Below are 21,785 nucleotides of genomic sequence, written 5' to 3'. Positions count from 1 at the left end.
CAGGTTTCGGGGCCGAAGACGGCGCTGGTTTCATAGGTCTGCTGGTCAATATAGGAATCCCAGCAGAAGACAATGTACTGAGGGGGTTTTTTGACTTTGTTGAACTGGTCGCCAAAACCATGAGCATTTTCAGCCCATTCTTTGACGGAATCTGGGTCAGGGGAAGCCTGGTCAAGCGTATTAAACGTATACAGATAACCATCGGTATCGATAACTCTTGCATGGTTGACCATTGAGGGTAATTCTCTGGGGGTGATAAAAGCGAAGATCCACTTACCATAAGGTAGGGTCCAGTCGCCGCTGGCGGCCTGTTTTGACTGTAAAGGGGGCGACTGATGTGGGCTGCAGCCTGCAGCGGCCAGTAACAGCGCAAGCGCCAGGGCATAAGATATTTTCATCGTTTATTTCCATCCATGTTGTAAATGGTTCTGATCCAGTTAGCGTCCGGTCGGTTGACAAAGCTGACGGTTTCCGAGGCTGATGCTCCACCCTGTAACTCCCCGCTCTGTTTGAGATCCACTGCGTTCCAGTGGGCTGAGCAGTGGATATAGCGGCCGGCAATCCGATCCACCTCTTCTGGTGTAAAGCCAGCGGTGCTTCTGTGCTGACGGGCCGCTTTTCCCATTTCCCGGGCTTGTTCGCACAACGGCTTTAGCGCATCCGGCAGGGCGTGTCTTTGAATTTTATCGACGTCAGCCAATAACGCCCCAGCCTCAACCGCCGCATCGACCATCACCCGCAACGCCACCTTCGACCAGTCGGAAAAGACCGTCCGCTGGCGCAACGTCAGGGCGGTAAAGGTGCGTTTTTGTGGCTGGGTGTAACGGTCAGTAGGTGCCCGCGGGTCCTCCCAGACCTCCGGGGTGATCTCATGGGTGCGTATAATGGGCATGATAGCCGGTGAATGTTCGAGCACACGCAACTGCGCCATCGTCTGCGCGTATATGTGAGACTGCGCCCCGGGCTGGTTCTGCGGCAGGGTTTCCACCTGCGGACGGGTGAGAAAGAGGTCTTCGCGTAGTTGCGGCATATAGCCGCCGCCGATATCGGAGTGCACGCCGGGGAGTGCCAGCTCTGGCCAGGCGGGGGCCACGCTGTTAAGGGCGAAGTTGTAGCGGCACTCGTTCTGGGCGGTAAGATGAAACACCTTTTGCGCCACGCCCGGACGCAGCCGGAGGGTAACGTTGCCGGTGTCGGCGCTGTGTGGGTCGAGTCCGTTGGTTACCGTACCGACAGCCGCCACGGTGTCCATGATGCCGAGAAAACGGGTGTTGCCTGCGGGAGCACCACGATATTCATACTCCATCATTCCTGTATTAATGGCGTTGATAATGGCCTGGTCTTCTGCCTGGACACGGTTAGCGAAGTGGCGGGCTGCGGCTGCGCCGCGGCTGAAGCCGAAGATATCAAACAGCAGTGTGTCGACGATAAACGCCCCTTTCAGTAAAGCAAGCGCGGCATCAATGGCTGTCGCCAGTTGCGCCACCGCATCATCGGTTTTGGCAATAATCCCGGTTTCTGCGGTGCCCAGTCCCAGACCTATCGGGTTATCGGGTTCACCCGCCCGGGTGCCAATGCCCTCGACATAGACTGCACTTTGTACGTAACGACTCTCTGGCGGAAATTTTTGTTTATATAACTCATTCAACCAGTGAATATTCGTGTAATACCCCAGATAGCTGGTCGCTCCTACCCCGCTGATCCCCATCTTCTCCTGTGCATTTCTGGCAAGAATGCTTTGGGCATCTGGACTCTCAATATCAAAATGCTGCGCGGTGAGCGCCTCAAGCATGTTGCGGGTATTCACGGCGTTATTGCCGGTACCGTCGAAGAATATCCCCAGTACCAGCGTCACCTTACGCACCGGCTGCTCTGCGGGCAAAATGCTCTTTTGCACCACCGGGAAAAGCCGATCGTAATTGTCCGGTGTCAGCAGGTAATCAAACTCGGTGCAGGCGATCAGATGGCGACACAGAATATAATCGTAATTTATCGATATATATTCATAATCCATATCGTTCATCTTGGACTCCTGGTGAATAGCCTGCACCGTCGCACCACGAAGTTCGATTAAGTAATATTTTTCCATGCGACCGTATCGATTGATGCGGTATATATCAAACGTCATTTTAAGACGTTCATTATTATTAATAGCATTGCAGAATAACGGAGAGCTTTTATCCAGGAGTTTGCAAAAGCGCAGGCCGAGGTGCTTAACGCCGCCTTGTATGCTGCTTTGCGCCTGCGTCAGGCTGAAGACAAAGATACTATCTTCATGCGCTGACTGATAGCGATTGCCCACTGAGGCCTGCGAGTTACAGCCTGCAGAAATCGGTCCCTGAATATCACCCTCAAGCGTTAAATAAATAAGGCTGCTCATTTATTTTCCTTTAAGGAGGTTTTTACTCAGGAAGAAGCGTAATGATAAAACGGATAAAATAACCTGCCATCAATCAAATTAAGTCGCAAATTTAGTTTATTATTTAATCGTAAAAGGAAGCGCTAATAGAAAAAATAGCCTGCCTTCTCTCTGCCTGTGATGGCGATACTGCCGCATTCGCGGCCCTTTTCTTTGTGACTCAACACGTCAGATAGGGTAGTATCTGCGGCAATATTGCCCTTCAATAGAGGGGTACAAAGTTGAGGAACCACGATTAATGAGCGATATGGCAGAGCGCCTGGCGCTGCATGAATTCACGGAAAACGCCTATCTGAACTATTCCATGTACGTCATCATGGACAGGGCGTTGCCGTTTATTGGCGATGGTTTGAAACCCGTTCAGCGTCGCATCGTATACGCGATGTCCGAACTGGGGCTGAATGCCAGCGCCAAATTTAAAAAATCCGCCCGTACCGTCGGTGACGTGCTGGGTAAATACCATCCGCACGGCGACAGTGCCTGCTATGAAGCGATGGTGCTGATGGCGCAGCCGTTCTCTTACCGTTACCCGCTGGTTGACGGGCAGGGGAACTGGGGGGCACCGGACGATCCGAAATCCTTCGCGGCGATGCGTTATACCGAATCCCGTCTGTCTAAATATGCGGAAGTCCTGCTGGGCGAACTCGGTCAGGGAACGTCGGACTGGGTGCCAAACTTCGACGGCACCATGCAGGAGCCGAAGATGCTGCCTGCGCGTCTGCCAAATATTCTGCTGAACGGCACGACCGGTATTGCCGTTGGTATGGCAACGGACATTCCGCCACATAACCTGCGTGAAGTGGCAAAAGCAGCGATTACTCTGATTGAGCAGCCAAAAACGACGCTGGATCAGTTGCTGGATATCGTGCAAGGGCCGGATTACCCGACCGAAGCGGAGATTATTACTTCGCGCGCGGAAATTCGTAAAATTTACGAGAACGGACGCGGCTCCGTACGTATGCGTGCGGTATGGACGAAAGAAGACGGCGCGGTGGTGATTTCCGCGCTGCCGCATCAGGTTTCCGGGGCAAAAGTGCTGGAGCAGATCGCTGCTCAAATGCGCAATAAAAAGCTGCCGATGGTAGACGACCTGCGCGACGAATCGGATCACGAAAACCCGACCCGTCTGGTGATTGTCCCGCGCTCTAATCGTGTGGATATGGAGCAGGTGATGAACCACCTGTTTGCCACTACCGATCTCGAAAAAAGCTACCGTATCAACCTGAACATGATCGGTCTTGATGGTCGTCCGGCGGTGAAAAACCTGCTGGAGATCCTCACCGAATGGCTGGCGTTCCGCCGCGATACCGTACGTCGCCGCCTGAATTATCGTCTGGAAAAAGTGCTCAAGCGCCTGCACATCCTTGAAGGTTTGCTGGTGGCGTTCCTCAACATTGACGAAGTCATCGAAATTATTCGTCATGAAGATGAACCTAAGCCTGAGCTGATGTCGCGGTTTGGCATTTCTGAAACCCAGGCTGAAGCCATCCTTGAGCTGAAATTGCGCCATCTTGCCAAACTCGAAGAGATGAAAATCCGCGGTGAGCAGGATGAGCTGGCGAAAGAGCGCGATCAGTTGCAGGCCATTCTGGCTTCCGAACGTAAAATGAGTAACCTGCTGAAGAAAGAGCTGCAGGCCGATGCAGACGCCTATGGCGATGATCGTCGTTCTCCGTTGCAGGAACGCGAAGAAGCGAAGGCGATGAGCGAGCACGACATGCTGCCATCTGAGCCGGTGACCATTGTGTTGTCCCAGAGTGGCTGGGTGCGTAGCGCGAAAGGCCACGACATCGATGCACCGGGATTAAGCTATAAAGCGGGCGACAGCTTTAAGTCGGCAGTGAAGGGTAAGAGCAACCAGCCGGTGGTGTTCGTTGACTCGACCGGACGCAGCTATGCCATCGACCCGATTACGCTGCCGTCGGCGCGCGGTCAGGGTGAACCGCTGACCGGGAAACTCACGCTGCCGCCAGGCGCGACGGTTGAGCACATGCTGATGGAAGGCGACGATCAAAAACTGCTGATGGCCTCCGATGCGGGCTACGGTTTTGTCTGTACCTTCAATGACCTGGTCGCACGTAACCGTGCTGGTAAGGCATTGATTACGCTGCCAGAAAATGCGCGCGTGATGAAGCCGGTGGTGATTGAAGATGAAACCGATATGCTACTGGCTATTACTCAGGCTGGTCGCATGTTGATGTTCCCGGTGAGCGATTTACCGCAGCTGTCGAAAGGCAAAGGGAACAAGATCATTAATATCCCTTCAGCGGAAGCGGCGAAAGGCGAGGATGGTCTGGCGCAACTTTACGTGCTGCCGCCGCAGAGCACGCTGACCATCCACGTCGGTAAGCGCAAAATCAAACTACGTCCTGAAGAGTTGCAGAAAGTGACCGGTGAGCGCGGCCGTCGCGGCACGCTAATGCGTGGTCTGCAGCGTATCGACAGCATTGAGATTGACTCGCCTCGACGCGCCAGTCACGGCGACAGCGAAGAATAACGCTACCGTCCGGCTCTCCCTGTTAAAGCCCAGGGAGAGCCAACGTTAAAAATTCCCGTGAAACCGTTGTTTATTCGTGCGTTGCGATTAACAATACGCTTTTCCAGAGAGCCGCCCTTAACAAAGCCCTAACCTGATACCGCGTGATGAATCAGGTGACGTAAAATGCCAGGCTCTTAGGCCTTAGAGGTTGTTATGCTATATATTTTTCGTTTAATTATTACTGTTATTTACTGCGTTCTGGTCTGTATTTTCGGTTGCATATACTGTCTGTTCAGCCCACGAAATCCAAAACACGTTGCAACGTTCGGCCATATGTTTGGCCGCCTGGCTCCCCTTTATGGCCTGAAGGTCGAGTGCCGCATGCCGGCAGACGCGCAGAACTATGGTAATGCTATCTATATTTGTAACCATCAGAACAACTATGACATGGTTACCGCTGCGAATATCGTTCAGCCGCCGACGGTGACGGTAGGTAAAAAAAGCCTGCTGTGGATCCCTTTCTTCGGGCAGCTGTACTGGTTAACCGGTAACCTGTTGATTGACAGAAACAACCGCGCTAAAGCGCACAGCACCATTGCTGCCGTGGTGAATCATTTCAAAAAACGCCGCATTTCTATCTGGATGTTCCCTGAAGGGACGCGTAGCCGCGGTCGCGGTCTGCTGCCGTTTAAAACCGGCGCGTTCCATGCAGCGATTGCTGCTGGTGTCCCGGTCATTCCGGTGTGCGTTTCCACAACCTCGAACAAGATAAAACTCAATCGACTCAATAATGGTCTGGCAATTGTCGAGATGTTGCCACCGGTGGATATTAGCCACTTTGGGAAAGATCAGGTTCGTGAACTGGCAGCGCATTGCCGCACGCTGATGGAACAAAAAATCGCAGAACTCGATAAAGAAGTTGCTGAGCGGGAAGCCGCCGGTAAGGTTTAATCCGCGCAATTCGGGTTTTTTACAGGAAATGACTTCCTGCGTGTTAATAGCCAGTTTTTTATGGAGTTTATATGTCATTCAGTCGGCGTCAGTTCATTCAGGCATCGGGGATCGCACTGTGTGCAGGTGCTGTTCCGCTGAAGGCTAATGCTGCCGGTCAGCAACAACCGTTACCCGTGCCTCCGCTGCTGGAATCCCGCCGGGGGCAGCCGCTATTTATGACGCTGCAACGTGCGCACTGGTCCTTTACGCAAGGCACGCGCGCACCTGTATGGGGAATTAACGGCCGCTATCTGGGACCGACAATCCGTGTCTGGAAAGGGGATGACGTCAAGCTTATCTACAGCAACCGTCTGACTGAAAATGTCTCGATGACCGTCGCTGGGTTGCAGGTACCAGGCCCGCTGATGGGCGGCCCGGCGCGCATGATGTCCCCGAATGCTGACTGGGCGCCGGTGCTACCGATTCGCCAGAATGCCGCCACGTTGTGGTATCACGCTAATACGCCAAATCGTACTGCTCAGCAGGTCTACAACGGTCTTGCCGGGATGTGGCTGGTTGAAGATGAAGTGAGTAAATCACTGTCTATTCCCAACCACTATGGCGTGGATGATTTTCCGGTCATTATCCAGGACAAGCGGCTGGACAACTTTGGCACGCCGGAATACAGCGAGCCCGGCAGCGGTGGCTTTGTCGGTGATACGCTGCTGGTCAATGGGGCGCAAAGCCCGTATGTCGAAGTCTCCCGCGGCTGGGTGCGCTTGCGTTTGCTGAATGCTTCAAACTCGCGTCGTTACCAGCTGCAAATGAGCGATGGCCGTGCGCTGCATGTGATTTCCGGCGATCAGGGTTTTTTACCTGCGCCTGTTTCGGTGAAGCAGCTCTCGCTGGCACCGGGCGAGCGTCGTGAGATCCTGGTGGATATGACTAACGGTAATGAGGTCTCTATCACCTGTGGTGAGGCGGCCAGTATTGTCGACAGGATCCGCGGGTTCTTTGAGCCCTCCAGTATTCTCATCTCCACGCTGGTATTGACGTTGCGCCCGACAGGTCTTCTGCCGCTGGTGACTGACAGCCTGCCAATGCGCCTGCTGCCAACGGAAATCCTCAGCGGTTCGCCGATTCGCAGCCGTGATATCAGCCTGGACGACGATCCTGGCATCAACGGTCAGCTGTGGGACGTCAATCGTATGGATATTACTGCCCAGCAGGGCTCCTGGGAACGCTGGACGGTGCGGGCGGATATGCCCCAGTCCTTCCATATTGAAGGTGTTTCGTTCCTGATCCGTAATGTGAATGGCGCGATGCCGTTCCCGGAAGACAGAGGCTGGAAAGATACTGTCTGGGTTGATGGCCAGGTTGAATTACTGGTTTATTACGGACAGCCTTCCTGGGCCCATTTCCCGTTCTACTTTAATAGCCAGACGCTGGAAATGGCGGATCGTGGCTCAATCGGACAGATGTTGGTGAACCCGGCGCCGTAATGCGCCGGGGTATTCGTTACGCCCGCCAGAACATGCGCGAGAACAGGATCAGAATGGGGTAAATCTCCAGACGCCCCATGATCATGGCCGCGCACATCAGTAGCTTTGCTTCCTCGTTTAAGGTGCCAAATGTCGTGGCGGTGACGCCAAATCCTAGCCCCATATTGTTGATGCAGGCTGCAACGGTGGCGAAAGAGGAGAAGAGATCGTAGCCCATCAGATTGAGCGCCCAGATAAAAAAGCTGGTGAACAAAACGTAGAGAAAGAAAAAGCTCCATACCGAACGCACCACCCGGTCGCTTACCACGCTATTGCCCACTTTGATGTTAAGCAGGGCACGGGGATGCGCGAGCTGGTGTAACTCCTGACGGCACTGCTTGAACATAATCAAAAAGCGTAGCACCTTAATCCCCCCGCAGGTCGAACCCACACAACCGCCGAAGAAACTGGCGCTGAGCAGCATGAAGATCGTGTGCGAAGGCCACTGCGCGTAATCCGCCGTCGACAGGCCATTATCTGTCAGCATCGAACTGGCCAGAAAAAAAGCATGCACCAGGCTGTCCGTTAATCCGTACATGCCTGCCCGCCAAACTTGCCAGGTGGCGATCAGAGTGACCACCAACGCAATAAGCAAAAAGAAACGCAATTCGGCATTACGACGAAAGGGTTTGAAGGTACGTTTCACGATAGCAACGTACCAGAGGGTGAAGTTAAACGCAGACAGCAGTGAAAATATCCCGGCGACAAGCTCAATGGCATGGCTGTTATAAAAGCCGATGCTCTCGCTGCGAGTAGAAAATCCGCCGAGAGAGACCGTCGACAGCCCGTGGCATAAGGCGTCGAAAAACGACATCCCGGCAGCCCAGTAGGCCAGAGTACAAATAAGACCCAGAATGACATAGGTCATCCACAGCGTGCGTGCAGTATCAGCAAGTCTTGGCGTGAGGCGTTCTTCTTTAAAAGGGCCCGGCATTTCAGACTGATACAGCTTCATGCCACCAATACCCAGCAGCGGCAATACCGCCACGGCGAGGACGATAACACCCAGACCGCCAATAAAATTGAGCTGAGCCCGATAGTACAGATACGACTTCGGCAAGGCGCTGACGTCATCAATCACCGTTGCACCTGTAGTGGTAATCCCAGAAACTCCTTCAAACAGGGCATCTGCAAAAGAGAGGTTTAAGCCATCGTCCATCCACATCGGCATCGCGCTGATAAGCGAAAACAACAGCCAGAACAGGACGATAATGACGAAACCATCCCGGGTGCGCAGTTGAATCCCCGCATGTTTGGTTGCCAACCACGCCCCGCCGCCGAGGGTGAAGAAAGTCATAAACGTGCTGAAAAAGGCGAACAAGCTCCGCTCTTTGTTTAACAAAGCGATGAGCATCGGTGGCAGCATAGAAAAGCTGTAGAGAAGAACCAGAAATCCGCACAGGTGAACAACAACCCGTAACTGGGAAATATGCAGTGAATCGTTGAGTCGCAATGAAAAATCCCCCGCCGAAAAAGAGTTATCTCAGCTGGCCGGCATGGTCTTAATTATGATTGATAAAAATGATCGTCGTAAAATTTAACAATTTATATAACTTTCTACTGGTCTGGTTCAGACTCCACTTCATTTCTTGCCGACATACAGCGTATAATCCTCGGCCTTTGATTATTTTTTTACCATTTTTGGAAGCATTATGAGCGCAATATCCCTGATCCAGCCGGACAGAGACCTTTTCTCCTGGCCGCAGTACTGGGCTGCCTGTTTTGGCCCGGCACCGTTTTTGCCGATGTCACGCGACGAAATGGACCAACTTGGCTGGGATAGCTGCGACATCATTCTGGTTACCGGCGATGCATACGTCGATCATCCCAGCTTTGGCATGGCAATTTGCGGACGTATGCTGGAAGCACAAGGCTTTCGCGTAGGGATTATCGCCCAGCCGGAGTGGAACAACAAAGACGATTTTATGCGTTTGGGTAAACCGAACCTGTTCTTTGGTGTGACCGCAGGCAACATGGACTCGATGATCAACCGTTACACCGCCGATCGCCGACTGCGCCATGACGATGCCTACACACCGGACAACGTTGCGGGCAAACGTCCGGACCGCGCCACGCTGGTCTATACCCAGCGCTGTAAAGAAGCATGGAAAGATGTGCCGGTTATTCTCGGCGGTATTGAGGCCAGCCTGCGCCGTACCGCGCACTATGACTACTGGTCCGATACCGTTCGTCGCTCTGTTCTGGTGGATTCCAAAGCCGACATGCTGATGTTCGGCAACGGCGAACGTCCGCTGGTGGAAGTGGCGCATCGTCTGGCGATGGGCGAAACCATCGATCAGATCCGCGACGTGCGTAACACTGCGATTATGGTTAAAGAAGCGCTGCCGGGCTGGAGTGGGGTGGATTCCACGCGCCTCGACACGCCGGGTAAGATTGACCCGATCCCGCATCCGTATGGTGAAGATCTACCGTGTGCTGACAACAAGCCGGTCGCACCGAAAAAGCAGGAAGCGAAAGCGGTAACCGTACAGCCGCCGCGCCCGAAACCGTGGGAAAAAACCTACGTGCTGCTGCCGTCCTTCGAAAAAGTGAAGGGCGATAAAGTGCTGTATGCGCATGCGTCGCGTATCCTGCACCACGAAACCAACCCAGGCTGTGCGCGTGCGCTGATGCAAAAGCACGGCGATCGCTACATCTGGATCAACCCGCCAGCCATTCCGCTCTCTACCGAAGAGATGGATAGCGTCTTTGCGCTGCCGTACAAACGCGTGCCGCATCCGGCGTATGGCGACAGCCGCATTCCGGCCTATGAGATGATCCGTTTCTCGATCAACATTATGCGTGGCTGCTTTGGCGGCTGTTCGTTCTGTTCGATCACCGAGCACGAAGGTCGCATCATCCAGAGCCGCTCTGAAGACTCGATCATCAATGAAATCGAAGCCATTCGCGACACCGTTCCAGGTTTTACCGGCGTGATTTCCGACCTCGGCGGCCCAACGGCGAACATGTATATGCTGCGCTGTAAGTCACCGCGCGCGGAGCAGACCTGCCGTCGTCTGTCATGCGTCTACCCGGATATCTGTCCGCATATGGACACCAACCACGAACCGACGATTAACCTTTATCGTCGTGCGCGTGATTTGAAAGGCATTAAAAAGATCCTCATCGCTTCGGGCGTGCGTTATGACATCGCGGTTGAAGACCCGCGCTATATCAAAGAACTGGCGACACACCACGTTGGCGGCTATCTGAAGATTGCGCCAGAGCATACCGAAGAAGGCCCGCTGTCGAAGATGATGAAGCCGGGGATGGGCAGCTACGATCGCTTTAAGGAATTGTTCGATACCTACTCTAAACAAGCGGGTAAAGAGCAGTACCTGATCCCGTACTTTATTTCCGCGCACCCGGGTACGCGTGATGAAGATATGGTGAATCTGGCGTTGTGGTTGAAGCAACGTCGTTTCCGTCTGGATCAGGTGCAGAACTTCTATCCATCACCGTTGGCGAACTCCACAACCATGTATTACACCGGGAAAAACCCGCTGGGTAAAATTGGTTATAAGAGTGAAGATGTGGTGGTGCCGAAAGGTGATAAGCAGCGTCGTTTGCATAAAGCCCTGCTGCGTTACCACGATCCAGCAAACTGGCCGTTAATCCGCCAGGCGCTGGAAGATATGGGTAAAAAGCATCTGATCGGCGGTCGTCGCGAATGTCTGGTCCCGGCGCCTACGCTGGAAGAGATGCGAGAAGCGCGTCGCCAGAACCGTCATACTCGCCCGGCATTGACCAAGCACACACCGGTGGCGCATCAGCGCCAGACGCCAGCCGCAAACAAAAAACGCGGGAAAGTGGCAGGGCGCTAATCTGCCTTGCCCGGTGGTGAAACGCTTATCAGGTCTACGAATAGCACGATTTTGTAGGCCGGATAAGGTGCTTGAACCGCCATCCGGCAGAGAGACTCAGTATTTATGCTTCACGAATTCTGGCCGCTAATGCGGCCAGTTTTGCATCATCCGCCCGTTCATGATCGTGTGAAGAAAGATATCCTTCATACTGCTCGAAAAATTTGTTCTGCCGCGCTTCAATCGGTTTCCAGTGGGTTAGATCGCCAGTGCCATGCATGGGGCTTAATTTGCTGTGCACATGGTCTACGCCGAAACCTTCGAAGAACATCCCCGTACGACTGACATCCGGGAAAGCCTTATCCAGTTTCTTAGCCACTTTTTGGGTCGCCAGCATCAGATCAGCCAGTGCCTGCGGCGGCATATCGAAGGCATAGCTGGGATAATGCTTTTTCGGGATCACCACGGTAAAACCGTCGGTGTTCGGGAAAATCGACAGAAAAGCCAGATGATGCTCGTCTTCCCAGACCTTATGGCAGGGTGCTTTACCTTCAACTATTTGACAGAAAATACAGGTCATTCCTTTTCTCCGCAGGTAAGGTGATTCGTCAGGACGCAGTCAGTTTAGTACAGACCCAACACCTTCCACCACATCAGACCCACGGTGATAAACACCGCCTGGTTAAACAAGCTGATGATAAATCCTGTACGCCACCAGACGCCCGTTGGAACGTACCCGGCACCAAACAGGATTGGACCGCGAGCATGGGTGTACTGGGTGAGCGAGCAGTACAAACTGCTGGTGAAGGCCAGCATTAATGCCGTGGGGGCTGCTGGAATATTCAGATGCAGGCCGACACCAAGGAAAACGGCGTACAGCGCGGCAATCTGTGCATTACCGCTGGCAAAAAAGTAGTGGGTATAGAAGTAGGCAGCGTTCAGCAGCAGCAGGACGATCACCCAACTGGTACCGTGCATAGTACTGCTCAGGCTATCGCCGATCAGATTGCCAAACCAGGTGGTGAAGCCCAGTTTTTTCAGTTGGTTCGCCATCATCAACAGCGCGGCAAACCAAATCAGTGTGTCCCATGCGCCTTTCTCGCTCTTCACATCTTCCCAGCTCAGAACGCCGCTTAGCAATAAAATGGACAGTCCCACGAACGAGGCAGTGGTGGCGTCGACGCCTAACGTATCGCCAAAAATCCACAGCACCAGCAGTACGCCGACGGTAGCCAGCATCAGCCATTCGCCGCGAGACATACTGCCCATTTCCGCCAGCTCTTTGCGCGCCAGGTTAGGGGCATCCGGCGTGTGTTTAATTTCCGGGCGCACGATCCAGTAGACCAGCAGTGGAACCAGCAGTAAGGACACCAGGCATGGCAGCAGCGCCGCCATAAACCAGCCGCCCCAGGTCAGCGTGACGCCCGCATTGGCCGCCAGCTTCACCGCCAACAGGTTGCCGGTATAGCCGGTCATAAAGAGCGCGGCGGTGACGTCGTTGACGTTGCCAATACAGGTGATAAGAAAGGTACCGATTTTACTGCGGGACTCATCTTCCGGGTTCGAATGGAAACTGCGTGCCAGAGAGTCAGCAATCGGATAGATGACGCCGCCGCAGCGTGCTGTATTACTCGGCATTGCCGGGGAGAGGATCAGATCGGCAAAGGCCAGACCATAGGCGAGTCCCAGCGTGCGCTTGCCGAGCAGACGGATCATCTGCAGCGCAATGCGTCGTCCGAGGCCGGTTTTGATAAACCCGCGGGCAATCATAAAAGCCACGACGATAAGCCAGATAAGTGAACTGTTCAGCTCACTCAGTGCCGTGGTGATAGCGCCGCTGGCGGTTTTATCCCCGGCGGCATAGGCGAGTGCAAAAACCGTAATCCCAATAATGCCGACCGCGCCGATGGGTAAAACTTTTGCCACGATAGAGGCAATAGTCGCGACGAAAATGATTGCCGAATGCCAGGCTGGCGCACTTAGCCCGGAAGGTGGAGTAAGCTGCCACAGTCCGGCAGAAATGAATATTATAAGAATTAATGGGAGCCATTTGACTCCGCTACTTTTTTTCTCAGTCACGTTTACGCACCTATGGATATGGTGAATGTATTCATCAAATAAATATATTTATTTAATAATTAACAGGTTATATTGCGTAATGCTGCTCCAGCGACTGCAAGAAATACATCAATATATGTGTGTGAATTGTTTCCTGATATTTCAAATCAGTAAAGGCCCGACGAGAGTGTCGGGCTGGAGGGAAGGGGTTAACCGCCGAACTGATCCGGGTCTGGCCCCAGACGTTTGCCCTGATCGAGTTTCGCGATTTCGCCTAATTCGTCTTTATCCAGGCGGAAGTCCCAGACGTTAAAGTTTTCTGCGATACGCGCAGGGGTGACCGATTTTGGAATCACCACCAGCCCGCTATCTAGGTGCCAGCGGATGACAATCTGCGCCGGTGATTTGCCATATTTCTCAGCGAGGTCACGGATGATCTTTTGATCAAAGACGTCTTTGCCGCCCTGCGCCAGCGGGCTCCAGGATTCGGTCTGGATTTTATGCGTTGCGTTCCAGGCGTGCAGTTGGCGCTGTTGCATAAGCGGATGAAGTTCGATCTGGTTAATCACCGGAGGTACGCCGGTTTCATCCATCAACCGCTGGAGATGATTGATCTGAAAGTTGCACACGCCGATGCTCTTAATCAGCCCTTCTTTTTGCAGGTCGATCATGTTTTCCCACGCTTCAACGTAGTGGTCGATCGCCGGAACCGGCCAGTGCATCAGGTATAGATCGAGGTAATCAAGTTGGAGTTTTTCCATGCTTTCGAGCAAGGCTTCCCGGGGGCGTTTTTGGTCATCATTCCACAGCTTGGTGGTGATGAATAACTCGTCCCGTGGTACGCCAGCATCGCGTATTGCTTTGCCGACACCTTCTTCGTTTTTGTACGCCGCAGCGGTATCAATTGAGCGATACCCTACTTCCAGCGCTTTATGAATGGCGGTGATGACTTCTTCGTTGCTTGCCTTCCAGACCCCCAGGCCCAGTTGTGGCATGACGTTACCATCCTGTAGCTTGATAATGGTTGGACCGGTCATAATTCCCCCCCACACTTAATCCTTCAGGCTGCCTCTTTGTTGGCTGCTTGCGTTTACCCCGGTCACGTACTTATGTACGCTCCCGGGGATTCACTTAATTGCCGCCTCGATGCATCATGAATGATTGGGTGTAAATTGAGTTCACCGGAGCAAGCCCCGGTGAGTTAGGTGTGACTTAAGCCTGGTATAAATACCCAAAAACGAAAGGCGGAGGTTAAAAAACCTTAGCGGGCAGCTTCGTAAATCCGACGGCTGACTTCAAGCGTAATATCCTGATGTTCGCCCAGTTGCGTACCCCCGTGTGCTTCCAGTTTTTCCAGCAATGCCGGGATGGAGCTACCGTCCAGGCCATAGTCAGACAGGCGAGTGGGTACGCCCATTTGTTCGAAGAAAGCACGGGTAGCGGCAATGGCAGCGTCGATGCGCTGGTCGTCGGAACCTTCGGTGATATTCCAGATACGCTCTGCGTATTGCAGCAGTTTGGCACGCTTGGTATCACGTTTTTCATTCCACAGCGCTGGCAGAACGATGGCCAGCGTTTGAGCATGATCCAGACCGTGCATTGCGGTCAGTTCATGGCCCAGCATATGCGTTGCCCAGTCCTGCGGTACGCCTGCGCCAATCAGGCCGTTCAGCGCCTGGGTTGCCGCCCACATGACGTTCGCACGCACGTTGTAGTTTTCCGGCTCCTGCAAGGCTTTCGGACCTTCTTCTACCAGCGTGAGCAGAATGCCTTCGGCAAAGCGATCCTGAATTTTCCCGTCTACCGGATAAGTCACATACTGTTCCACGGTATGAACAAAAGCATCCACAACGCCGTTTGCAACCTGACGCGGCGGCAGGGTGTAGGTGTAAACCGGATCCAGAACGGCAAACACTGGCTGCACAAACGGGGTCATAAAGGCCAGTTTATCGCCGGTGGTTTTACGCGAAATTACCGCGCCGGAGTTAGATTCAGAGCCGGTTGCAGGCAGGGTTAATACGGATCCCATCGGGATGGCGCTTGTTACGTCGTTGCCATGGGTTTCCAGAATGCGCCATGGATCGATGCCGTCAGCGTACTGTGCCGCTGCCGCGATGAATTTGGTGCCGTCCAGCACTGAACCGCCACCTACCGCCAGCAGAAACGTCACTTTCTCATCACGCACGATTTTTACTGCGTTCATCAGCGTTTCGTAAGACGGGTTTGGCTCGATACCGCCAAACTCCAGCACATCCAGGCCTTTCAGCGCGTCCTGAACCTGTGCCAGGACGCCAGTTTTTTTCACGCTGCCGCCGCCATAGGTAACCAGTACGCGAGCGTCCTGAGGAATTTGATCGCGCAGCTCAGCAATCGCGCCTTTACCAAACAAAATACGTGTTGGGGTATGGAGATTAAAGTTGTTCATTGCTCGTTCCCTTTGGTGGGTAATAAAAGAGGGCAGGTGAGTGTCTGCCGGATGATGAACATTGTGGTCGCCCGCCGCGCTGCTCTCAATGCTCATTTCTGCCGATGTCTTGCCCATTTCTACAGACTGCTGGAGAAAACGGATAAATCTGCGCATTATGTCAGGGTCGAAAACCGATGATGAAATGGTGCCCCATGAACCGTGATGAGATCTGTCTTCTGCTGACAGATAAAATTAAGCAGCTGAAAAACAATGAAAATAGACTTAACGAACTGCTGCCAGATGTCCGCCTGCTACACGGTACGGAGCCGGCGGCGCGTACACCGGTCATGTATCAGCCAGGCATCATATTTCTCTTTTCGGGACATAAAATTGGTTACATCAATGAGCGCGTATTTCGCTATGACGCCAACGAATACCTGCTGCTAACCGTACCTTTACCCTTTGAATGTGAAACCTATGCGACGCCGGAGGTTCCTCTGGCCGGTATTTATCTGAATGTCGATATCCTGCAATTGCAGGAGCTGTTGATGGACATTGGGGAAGACGAGCTGTTCCAGCCCGCCATGGCGGCCAGCGGGATTAACTCTGCAACGCTCTCTGACGAAATTCTCTGCGCTGCTGAGCGCCTGCTGGATGTGATGGAGCGACCGCTGGATGCGCGCATCCTGGGGAAACAGATTATTCGCGAGATCCTCTACCATGTGCTGACCGGACCGCGCGGCGGCGCGTTACTTGCGCTGGTCAGTCGCCAGACGCATTTCAGTTTGATAAGCCGGGTACTGAAGCGGATTGAAACCAAGTACACCGAAAACCTCAATGTAGAACAGCTGGCGGCAGAGGCGAACATGAGCGTGTCGGCGTTTCATCATAATTTTAAAGCGGTGACCAGCACGTCGCCGCTGCAATATCTTAAGAGCTATCGCCTGCATAAAGCACGGATGATGATGGTTCACGATGGGATGAAGGCCAGTGCGGCTGCCATGCGCGTCGGCTATGAGAGCGCATCGCAATTCAGTCGGGAGTTCAAACGTTTCTTTGGTGTAACGCCGGGGGAAGATGCGGCAAGAATTCGTATGATGCAGGGGAGTTGATTTCTTGTAGGCCTTAAAGCCGCGCGCCATCAGGCATAATGCCGGGAATTACCCCGGCTACGGATAATACTCAGGCGCTACAGTATTTTTTTTTAATCACCACGAACAATGTTCCCAACAATCCTGCGGTTAACAGGGCAATCGGCAGGATCATTAGAAAGGTCATCACCTGATCTTCATGGCGTTTAACGAACGGGATCATGCTCAGCGCATAGCCGAAACTGGTGACGACGGTGACCCACAGCAGGCCACTCAGCCAGTTAAAAAACTGGAACCGACGGTTAGGAAGCCCTGAAATGCCCGCCATCGTTGGCAGCAAGGTGCGAACAAACGCCAGGAAACGCCCTGCCAGCAGCGCCATCAGACCGTGTTGGTCAAACATGCAGGTCGCGCGCTGATGGTATTTTTCCGGTAATTGCGCCAACCAGCCTTTCACCGTGCGCGTGTTGCCTAGCCAGCGTCCCTGAATATAACTCAGCCAGCAGCCCAGACTGGCTGCGGCCGTCAGAATAGCTATGGTAGGTAAAAAACTCATCACGTCCTGAGCGATCAGCGCTCCTGCCAGTAATAACAGGCTGTCTCCGGGTAAAAAGGAGGCGGGCAGCAGGCCATTTTCTAAAAACAGCGTGGCGAACATGACGAAGTACACCACGCTCACAACGTGCGGATCCGCCAGTGCGGCAAAATCGTGTTGCCAGAGCGCGGAGACAATATCTTGAATGACTACCATGGACTTTCCTGTGGAACAGCGTTTATGTGTGGATTGTACTCCTGAATTGCCCGGGATGCCTTGATCCCGGACGCAACAATTGCAGACTTTTCCACCAGAAGTGTCTGCATATATGTCCATCTGTGGCAATTTTACTCGATTCGGGCAAATCCTGCGGCCAAATCGGCAATCAGATCGTCAACATTCTCTAAACCGATATGTAAACGGATGAGCGTTCCGCTGAAATCCACCTCGCCTTGCGGACGGATTGCCGCAATGTGTTCCGGCTGGTTGGCGAGAATCAGCGACTCAAAACCGCCCCAGGAGTAGGCCATACTGAACAGGCTGAAGTGATCCAGATACGCAGCAAGCTCCTCATTATTGAGCTTCTTATTCAATACAAAGGAGAACAGGCCGCTGCTGCCGGTAAAATCACGCTTCCAGAATTCATGCCCTTTACTGCCGGGCAGTGCCGGGTGGTTCACGCGGGCGACCTGCGGATGGCTGGCCAGCCACTCGGCGACCTTTAAGCTGCTTTCATGGTGCTGACGCAGGCGAACGCTCAGCGTACGCAGTCCACGGCTGGTCATATAGGCGGTATCGGCGTCCAGCATTTGCCCCATCAGATAGGCATTTTCGCGCAGTTGATCCCAGCAGCGGGCATTAGATACCGCCGTGCCGACCATGCCGTCAGAATGACCAATCAGATATTTGGTGCCTGCCTGAATAGAGATATCAATGCCAAAATCCAACGCTTTGAACAGCACCCCGGCAGCCCAGGTGTTATCAATCATGATGATTGCATCCGGCGCGACGCTTCTGACGGCGGCAACAATAGCTGGAACATCATGCACTTCCATAGTGACAGAGCCGGGAGATTCCAGAAATACGACTTTCGTGTTCGGCTGTATGTGCTTAACGATATCGGCGCCAACCAGCGGATCGAACCAGCCGGTGGACACGCCGAGCTTGCCGAGAATTTTGGTGCAGAAATCCTGACTGGGTTCATAGGCGGTATTGGTCATCAGCACATGATCCCCTTGCTCCACAAAGGCAAGGATGGTGTTGGCAACGGCCGCCGCACCGCAGGGGAAGAGCGCGCAACCCGCACCACCTTCCAGTTCGCACATCGCTTCCTGCAGAGAGAAATGCGTCAGGGTTCCGCGACGCCCATAGAAAAGCGCACCGTTCGCCCGGTTGTGCGTGGCCTGTTTTTTGGCCTCTACGGTGTCAAATACCAGCGAAGAAGCGCGCTGGATCACGCTATTTACCGAGCCCAGCGTGTACTTTTTACTGCGTCCTGCGTGAACGAGTTTGGTTTCAAGTTGTTTATCTGCCATGTTGTCTTACCTGTTTTTATACGTCTGGATGTCTAAACTACCATGAATCAAAGATGACGCATCCTGCAGAACGGTCATACAGTAGAAAATAATCTCAAAATGCTTCTGGTGACTTTTTTACTGCGTAAGCGCAAGGAAAAGAAACCAAAGGTGCGGCAATATGTAAATAGTAATGAGAACGACTATCAATTCGACGTCGTTTTGATATGATTACGCTCAGATTTTGTGATTTGCGTCCTGGAGATACAGAGTGGGTAATAATTTGATGCAGACGGATCTTTCCGTCTGGGGTATGTATCAGCACGCCGATATCGTGGTTAAGTGCGTGATGATTGGGCTGATTTTGGCGTCAGTGGTCACCTGGGCTATCTTCTTTAGTAAGAGCCTTGAGTTCTTTACTCAGAAACGCCGCCTTAAGCGTGAACAGCAACTGCTGGCGGAAGCCCGCTCTTTAGATCAGGCAAGTGAAATTGCCGCAGGATTCGATGGCAAAAGCCTGGGCGCACAGTTGATTAACGAAGCGCAGAACGAGCTGGAACTGTCAGAAGGCAGCGACGATAACGAAGGCATTAAAGAGCGTACCGGCTTCCGTCTGGAGCGTCGTGTGGCGGCGGTAGGTCGTCATATGGGCCGCGGTAACGGATACCTGGCCACCATCGGGGCTATCTCTCCATTCGTCGGTCTGTTCGGTACCGTATGGGGCATCATGAATAGCTTCATTGGGATTGCGCAAACCCAAACGACCAACCTCGCCGTTGTTGCGCCGGGTATCGCAGAAGCGCTGTTAGCGACCGCAATTGGTCTGGTCGCAGCAATTCCAGCGGTTGTTATCTACAACATTTTCGCACGTCAGATTGGCAGCTATAAAGCGATGCTGGGCGACGTCGCGGCACAGGTGCTGTTGCTGCAAAGTCGCGATCTGGACCTGAATGCAAGCGCATCCGCGCATCCGGTACGTGCAGCGCAGAAATTACGTGTAGGATAATGTTCCATGGCAATGAGCTTTAATGAAAACCTGGACGATAACGGTGAAATGCATGAAATCAACGTGACGCCGTTTATCGACGTTATGTTGGTTTTATTGATCATCTTTATGGTTGCCGCGCCGTTGGCAACCGTAGATGTGAAGGTGAATCTCCCTGCCTCCACCAGCACGCCGCAGCCGCGTCCGGAAAAACCGGTTTACCTGTCAGTTAAAGCCGATAAGAGTATGTTTATTGGCAACAATCAGGTGACGGATGAAACCATGATTAACGAGCTAAATGCGTTAACTGACGGGAAGAAAGACACCACGATTTTCTTCCGGGCAGATAAAACCGTTGATTATGAGACCATGATGAAGGTGATGGATACGCTGCATCAGGCGGGCTTCCTGAAGATTGGTCTGGTTGGCGAAGAGACAGTGAAAGCGAAGTAATCTTCCTCATTGCCGGGTAATGGTTGCCGCCTTACCCGGCGTGTCTCTCCTGATTCAACTCCCTCGCACACTTGTTCTTATCTGTTCTCATCTAACGCGACCGTAGTTATCCTGGTGGGTTCGTAGTTCCCTTCAGACAGCTTTCGCGTCAGGCGTAAGGTGGCCGTTTCCCGCGCGAGTATATGCTGGTAGGTGCTTTCCAGTCGGGCCATGATTTTGTCCCGCAGTTCTGGTTGCTGCTCCATAATGGCTTCGATCGCGGCACCGTAGATCTCTTCTTTAGCCTGTAGCGAGTAAATTTCACGGCGATTTTGCCATTTCATCCGCACCAGTGCAGCGGGAATAGAGACTATCTCCTGAGCAACGCTTTCCAGTGTCGCGTTTTTATTGGCAATCAACACGGCTAAATTTTGCTTTAAGACAAACTCATCGCTTTTATGGTTATCTAAAGCCAAATAAACATTATTATCCTCAACATCTTTCATTTTATTTCTCTTCCAGAGAATAAAAAATAGGGTCGCTGGTTTCACGGGTAATTAAATTAAGCCAAATTTTGTTGCCCTGTTCATTTATGATGGCTGTTTTTTGAGTCAAAATTTTACTTAATTCTTGTGCATTAATGTCGCCTTCTGCCTGTAGTGAATTGAGTAGACGAGAGAATGACTCAATTTTTGCTGCACGAAATAGACGCTCTTTTAAATGGCGGTCGCACTCTTCAAATAGCATATTTCGTGACTGGCCGGTAGCAGCAGAGCTAATCAAAATATCGGATTCGTAATCGCTTAATGTTATCTTCCCCTGAGTCAAATTTTCACTGTTATCTGTGGAGGTGGTATTGTCAGGTGAGCTGGATAAGTGAAAACGCGAGGGAACAAGATGCTCGGGAAGCATGTTGAAATATCCTTTGATGCCAATGATATGTTGTTTTAAATAAACCATGCCGCGTTGACAATAGCATGGCGTAATTTTAAAATCAAAAAAAATGGAGCCAGTATATGAACAGTATATTTTATTCTGTTATTACCCTGCTATTGCTGACCTGCGGGGTACTTTTGTTGATGCGCAGTGCAAATAAAAACCGTAATGCAGAAAATGGATACGCTGAAAACCAGCCGGAAATACTGAGTAAAGAAGAGGGTGAAGATCATTTCTCGGTACTGATGAATTCGATTACTCCGGTTTGGTATTGGCGTGTCAATCACGAATATATCGATTTTATCCACTCGACGATCAAACGGATGACAATGGTGGAGCTGAATGAGACGCCAGGGCTATTTGATGCACAGCGGCGTTGCAGCGATCTTAACTCTGCGGTGTATAAATATTACGACAATATTAAAAAACGCTGCCTGAGTGGCGAGAAAGTCCCGCATGCCGATCTGGACGTGCTTAACTTACGTCAGTGCTTCAGGGAGTTCAGCCTGGAAGCCTATCCTGCACTTGTCGCGCTGGTGTGGCCGGAATATCAGCGCCCAGAAATCAAAGCAGAAGAGGTGTGAGGGACTGGCTGGCCCGTATTACGTACCGGGGAGGCTAACGCCGCCACCCGGCACGGTGTTACCTACAG

The 21,785-nt window shown here is 52.6% G+C and carries 19 protein-coding genes; 8 read left to right on the top strand and 11 right to left on the bottom strand.

The genetic code is table 11. The features are described from left to right. Positions 1–398, bottom strand: a 398-nt coding sequence (locus OGY67_RS08920; RefSeq protein WP_213786721.1) for a DUF2931 family protein, incomplete at its 3' end; no start/stop codon positions are given. Then, positions 395–2,380, bottom strand: a complete 1,986-nt coding sequence (gene tssD / locus OGY67_RS08915; RefSeq protein ID WP_286573875.1) for a type VI secretion system tube protein TssD — start codon at positions 2,378–2,380, stop codon at positions 395–397. The genes tssD and OGY67_RS08920, both read right to left, overlap by 4 nt. 277 nt (positions 2,381–2,657) lie before the next feature. On the opposite strand from tssD, the gene parC reads away from it, so the two are divergent. From parC to ftsP, 3 genes are all read left to right on the top strand, one after another. Continuing rightward, a complete protein-coding gene (parC, locus tag OGY67_RS08910; protein WP_123267912.1) occupies positions 2,658–4,916 on the top strand; it encodes a DNA topoisomerase IV subunit A in 2,259 nt (752 codons plus the stop codon). Between the two features lie 195 nt (positions 4,917–5,111). Then, the gene (gene plsC / locus OGY67_RS08905) at positions 5,112–5,849 is read left to right on the top strand and encodes a 1-acylglycerol-3-phosphate O-acyltransferase (RefSeq protein WP_003024540.1); all 738 of its coding nucleotides are present in this window, start codon (positions 5,112–5,114) and stop codon (positions 5,847–5,849) included. Between the two features lie 71 nt (positions 5,850–5,920). Further along, positions 5,921–7,333 (top strand): cell division protein FtsP, encoded by a 1,413-nt coding sequence (gene ftsP / locus OGY67_RS08900; protein ID WP_008785819.1) that lies wholly within the window; start codon positions 5,921–5,923, stop codon positions 7,331–7,333. A gap of 16 nt (positions 7,334–7,349) precedes the next feature. Here ftsP and OGY67_RS08895 read toward each other — a convergent pair whose 3' ends face one another. Beyond that, positions 7,350–8,825: a TrkH family potassium uptake protein gene (locus OGY67_RS08895; RefSeq protein WP_071445540.1), complete on the bottom strand. Its 1,476-nt coding sequence runs from the start codon at positions 8,823–8,825 to the stop codon at positions 7,350–7,352. A gap of 199 nt (positions 8,826–9,024) precedes the next feature. Here OGY67_RS08895 and OGY67_RS08890 point away from each other — a divergent pair, with 199 nt between their 5' ends. After that, on the top strand, positions 9,025–11,196 hold the full coding sequence (locus OGY67_RS08890) for a YgiQ family radical SAM protein (protein ID WP_003024532.1): 2,172 nt from the start codon (positions 9,025–9,027) through the stop codon (positions 11,194–11,196). Between the two features lie 103 nt (positions 11,197–11,299). On the opposite strand, the gene OGY67_RS08885 is transcribed toward OGY67_RS08890, so the two are convergent. The 4 genes from OGY67_RS08885 to yqhD form a co-directional block, all read right to left on the bottom strand. After that, positions 11,300–11,755, bottom strand: coding sequence for an HIT family protein (locus OGY67_RS08885; protein WP_008785817.1), 456 nt, complete (start codon positions 11,753–11,755; stop codon positions 11,300–11,302). Between the two features lie 44 nt (positions 11,756–11,799). Then, positions 11,800–13,254 (bottom strand): DASS family sodium-coupled anion symporter, encoded by a 1,455-nt coding sequence (locus OGY67_RS08880; RefSeq protein WP_003828381.1) that lies wholly within the window; start codon positions 13,252–13,254, stop codon positions 11,800–11,802. A gap of 188 nt (positions 13,255–13,442) precedes the next feature. Then, the gene (dkgA, locus tag OGY67_RS08875) at positions 13,443–14,270 is read right to left on the bottom strand and encodes a 2,5-didehydrogluconate reductase DkgA (RefSeq protein ID WP_008785816.1); all 828 of its coding nucleotides are present in this window, start codon (positions 14,268–14,270) and stop codon (positions 13,443–13,445) included. 224 nt (positions 14,271–14,494) lie between these two features. Continuing rightward, entirely contained in the window at positions 14,495–15,658 is a 1,164-nt protein-coding gene (yqhD, locus tag OGY67_RS08870; RefSeq protein WP_048215537.1) for an alcohol dehydrogenase, read from the bottom strand. A gap of 194 nt (positions 15,659–15,852) precedes the next feature. Between yqhD and OGY67_RS08865 the strand changes: the two genes are divergently transcribed. Then, a complete protein-coding gene (locus OGY67_RS08865; RefSeq protein WP_048215538.1) occupies positions 15,853–16,752 on the top strand; it encodes an AraC family transcriptional regulator in 900 nt (299 codons plus the stop codon). Positions 16,753–16,822: 70 nt separating this feature from the next. Here the strand turns inward: OGY67_RS08865 and yghB are convergent, their stop codons facing one another. Further along, positions 16,823–17,482 carry a DedA family general envelope maintenance protein YghB gene (gene yghB / locus OGY67_RS08860; RefSeq protein ID WP_003024510.1) on the bottom strand — a complete coding sequence of 220 codons (660 nt, stop codon included), beginning with the start codon at positions 17,480–17,482 and terminating at the stop codon, positions 16,823–16,825. A 131-nt stretch (positions 17,483–17,613) separates the two neighbouring features. Continuing rightward, complete coding sequence (gene metC, locus OGY67_RS08855; protein WP_032945009.1) at positions 17,614–18,801, bottom strand: cystathionine beta-lyase; 1,188 nt, start codon at positions 18,799–18,801, stop codon at positions 17,614–17,616. A gap of 250 nt (positions 18,802–19,051) precedes the next feature. On the opposite strand from metC, the gene exbB reads away from it, so the two are divergent. Together exbB and exbD are read left to right on the top strand one after the other, a co-directional pair. After that, the gene (gene exbB, locus OGY67_RS08850) at positions 19,052–19,786 is read left to right on the top strand and encodes a tol-pal system-associated acyl-CoA thioesterase (RefSeq protein ID WP_003024507.1); all 735 of its coding nucleotides are present in this window, start codon (positions 19,052–19,054) and stop codon (positions 19,784–19,786) included. Positions 19,787–19,792: 6 nt separating this feature from the next. Next, positions 19,793–20,218: a TonB system transport protein ExbD gene (gene exbD, locus OGY67_RS08845; protein ID WP_008785812.1), complete on the top strand. Its 426-nt coding sequence runs from the start codon at positions 19,793–19,795 to the stop codon at positions 20,216–20,218. 77 nt (positions 20,219–20,295) lie between these two features. Here the strand turns inward: exbD and OGY67_RS08840 are convergent, their stop codons facing one another. Both OGY67_RS08840 and OGY67_RS08835 read right to left on the bottom strand, forming a co-directional pair. After that, on the bottom strand, positions 20,296–20,703 hold the full coding sequence (locus OGY67_RS08840) for a hypothetical protein (RefSeq protein WP_008785811.1): 408 nt from the start codon (positions 20,701–20,703) through the stop codon (positions 20,296–20,298). Between the two features lies 1 nt (position 20,704). Continuing rightward, positions 20,705–21,109 carry a hypothetical protein gene (locus OGY67_RS08835; protein ID WP_008785810.1) on the bottom strand — a complete coding sequence of 135 codons (405 nt, stop codon included), beginning with the start codon at positions 21,107–21,109 and terminating at the stop codon, positions 20,705–20,707. A gap of 104 nt (positions 21,110–21,213) precedes the next feature. On the opposite strand from OGY67_RS08835, the gene OGY67_RS08830 reads away from it, so the two are divergent. Next, entirely contained in the window at positions 21,214–21,717 is a 504-nt protein-coding gene (locus OGY67_RS08830) for an ESA_00282 family adhesion-associated protein (RefSeq protein WP_008785809.1), read from the top strand. The last annotated feature ends 68 nt before the right edge of the window (positions 21,718–21,785 follow it).

Source organism: Citrobacter sp. Cpo015 (assembly GCF_030333035.1).
Lineage (GTDB): Bacteria > Pseudomonadota > Gammaproteobacteria > Enterobacterales > Enterobacteriaceae > Citrobacter > Citrobacter portucalensis.
The sequence above is the reverse complement of the archived record's forward strand: the minus strand, read 5'-3'. Positions and strand labels throughout refer to the sequence as shown.

Excerpts from the sequence above, each read along its gene's own strand:
- tssD (WP_286573875.1), bottom strand. The coding sequence starts at position 2,380 with ATGAGCAGCCTTATTTATTTAACGCTTGAGGGTGATATTCAGGGACCG.
- parC (WP_123267912.1), top strand. The coding sequence starts at position 2,658 with ATGAGCGATATGGCAGAGCGCCTGGCGCTGCATGAATTCACGGAAAAC.
- plsC (WP_003024540.1), top strand. The coding sequence starts at position 5,112 with ATGCTATATATTTTTCGTTTAATTATTACTGTTATTTACTGCGTTCTG.
- ftsP (WP_008785819.1), top strand. The coding sequence starts at position 5,921 with ATGTCATTCAGTCGGCGTCAGTTCATTCAGGCATCGGGGATCGCACTG.
- OGY67_RS08890 (WP_003024532.1), top strand. The coding sequence starts at position 9,025 with ATGAGCGCAATATCCCTGATCCAGCCGGACAGAGACCTTTTCTCCTGG.
- OGY67_RS08885 (WP_008785817.1), bottom strand. The coding sequence starts at position 11,755 with ATGACCTGTATTTTCTGTCAAATAGTTGAAGGTAAAGCACCCTGCCAT.
- dkgA (WP_008785816.1), bottom strand. The coding sequence starts at position 14,270 with ATGACCGGTCCAACCATTATCAAGCTACAGGATGGTAACGTCATGCCA.
- yqhD (WP_048215537.1), bottom strand. The coding sequence starts at position 15,658 with ATGAACAACTTTAATCTCCATACCCCAACACGTATTTTGTTTGGTAAA.
- OGY67_RS08865 (WP_048215538.1), top strand. The coding sequence starts at position 15,853 with ATGAACCGTGATGAGATCTGTCTTCTGCTGACAGATAAAATTAAGCAG.
- yghB (WP_003024510.1), bottom strand. The coding sequence starts at position 17,482 with ATGGTAGTCATTCAAGATATTGTCTCCGCGCTCTGGCAACACGATTTT.
- metC (WP_032945009.1), bottom strand. The coding sequence starts at position 18,801 with ATGGCAGATAAACAACTTGAAACCAAACTCGTTCACGCAGGACGCAGT.
- exbD (WP_008785812.1), top strand. The coding sequence starts at position 19,793 with ATGGCAATGAGCTTTAATGAAAACCTGGACGATAACGGTGAAATGCAT.
- OGY67_RS08840 (WP_008785811.1), bottom strand. The coding sequence starts at position 20,703 with ATGAAAGATGTTGAGGATAATAATGTTTATTTGGCTTTAGATAACCAT.
- OGY67_RS08835 (WP_008785810.1), bottom strand. The coding sequence starts at position 21,109 with ATGCTTCCCGAGCATCTTGTTCCCTCGCGTTTTCACTTATCCAGCTCA.
- OGY67_RS08830 (WP_008785809.1), top strand. The coding sequence starts at position 21,214 with ATGAACAGTATATTTTATTCTGTTATTACCCTGCTATTGCTGACCTGC.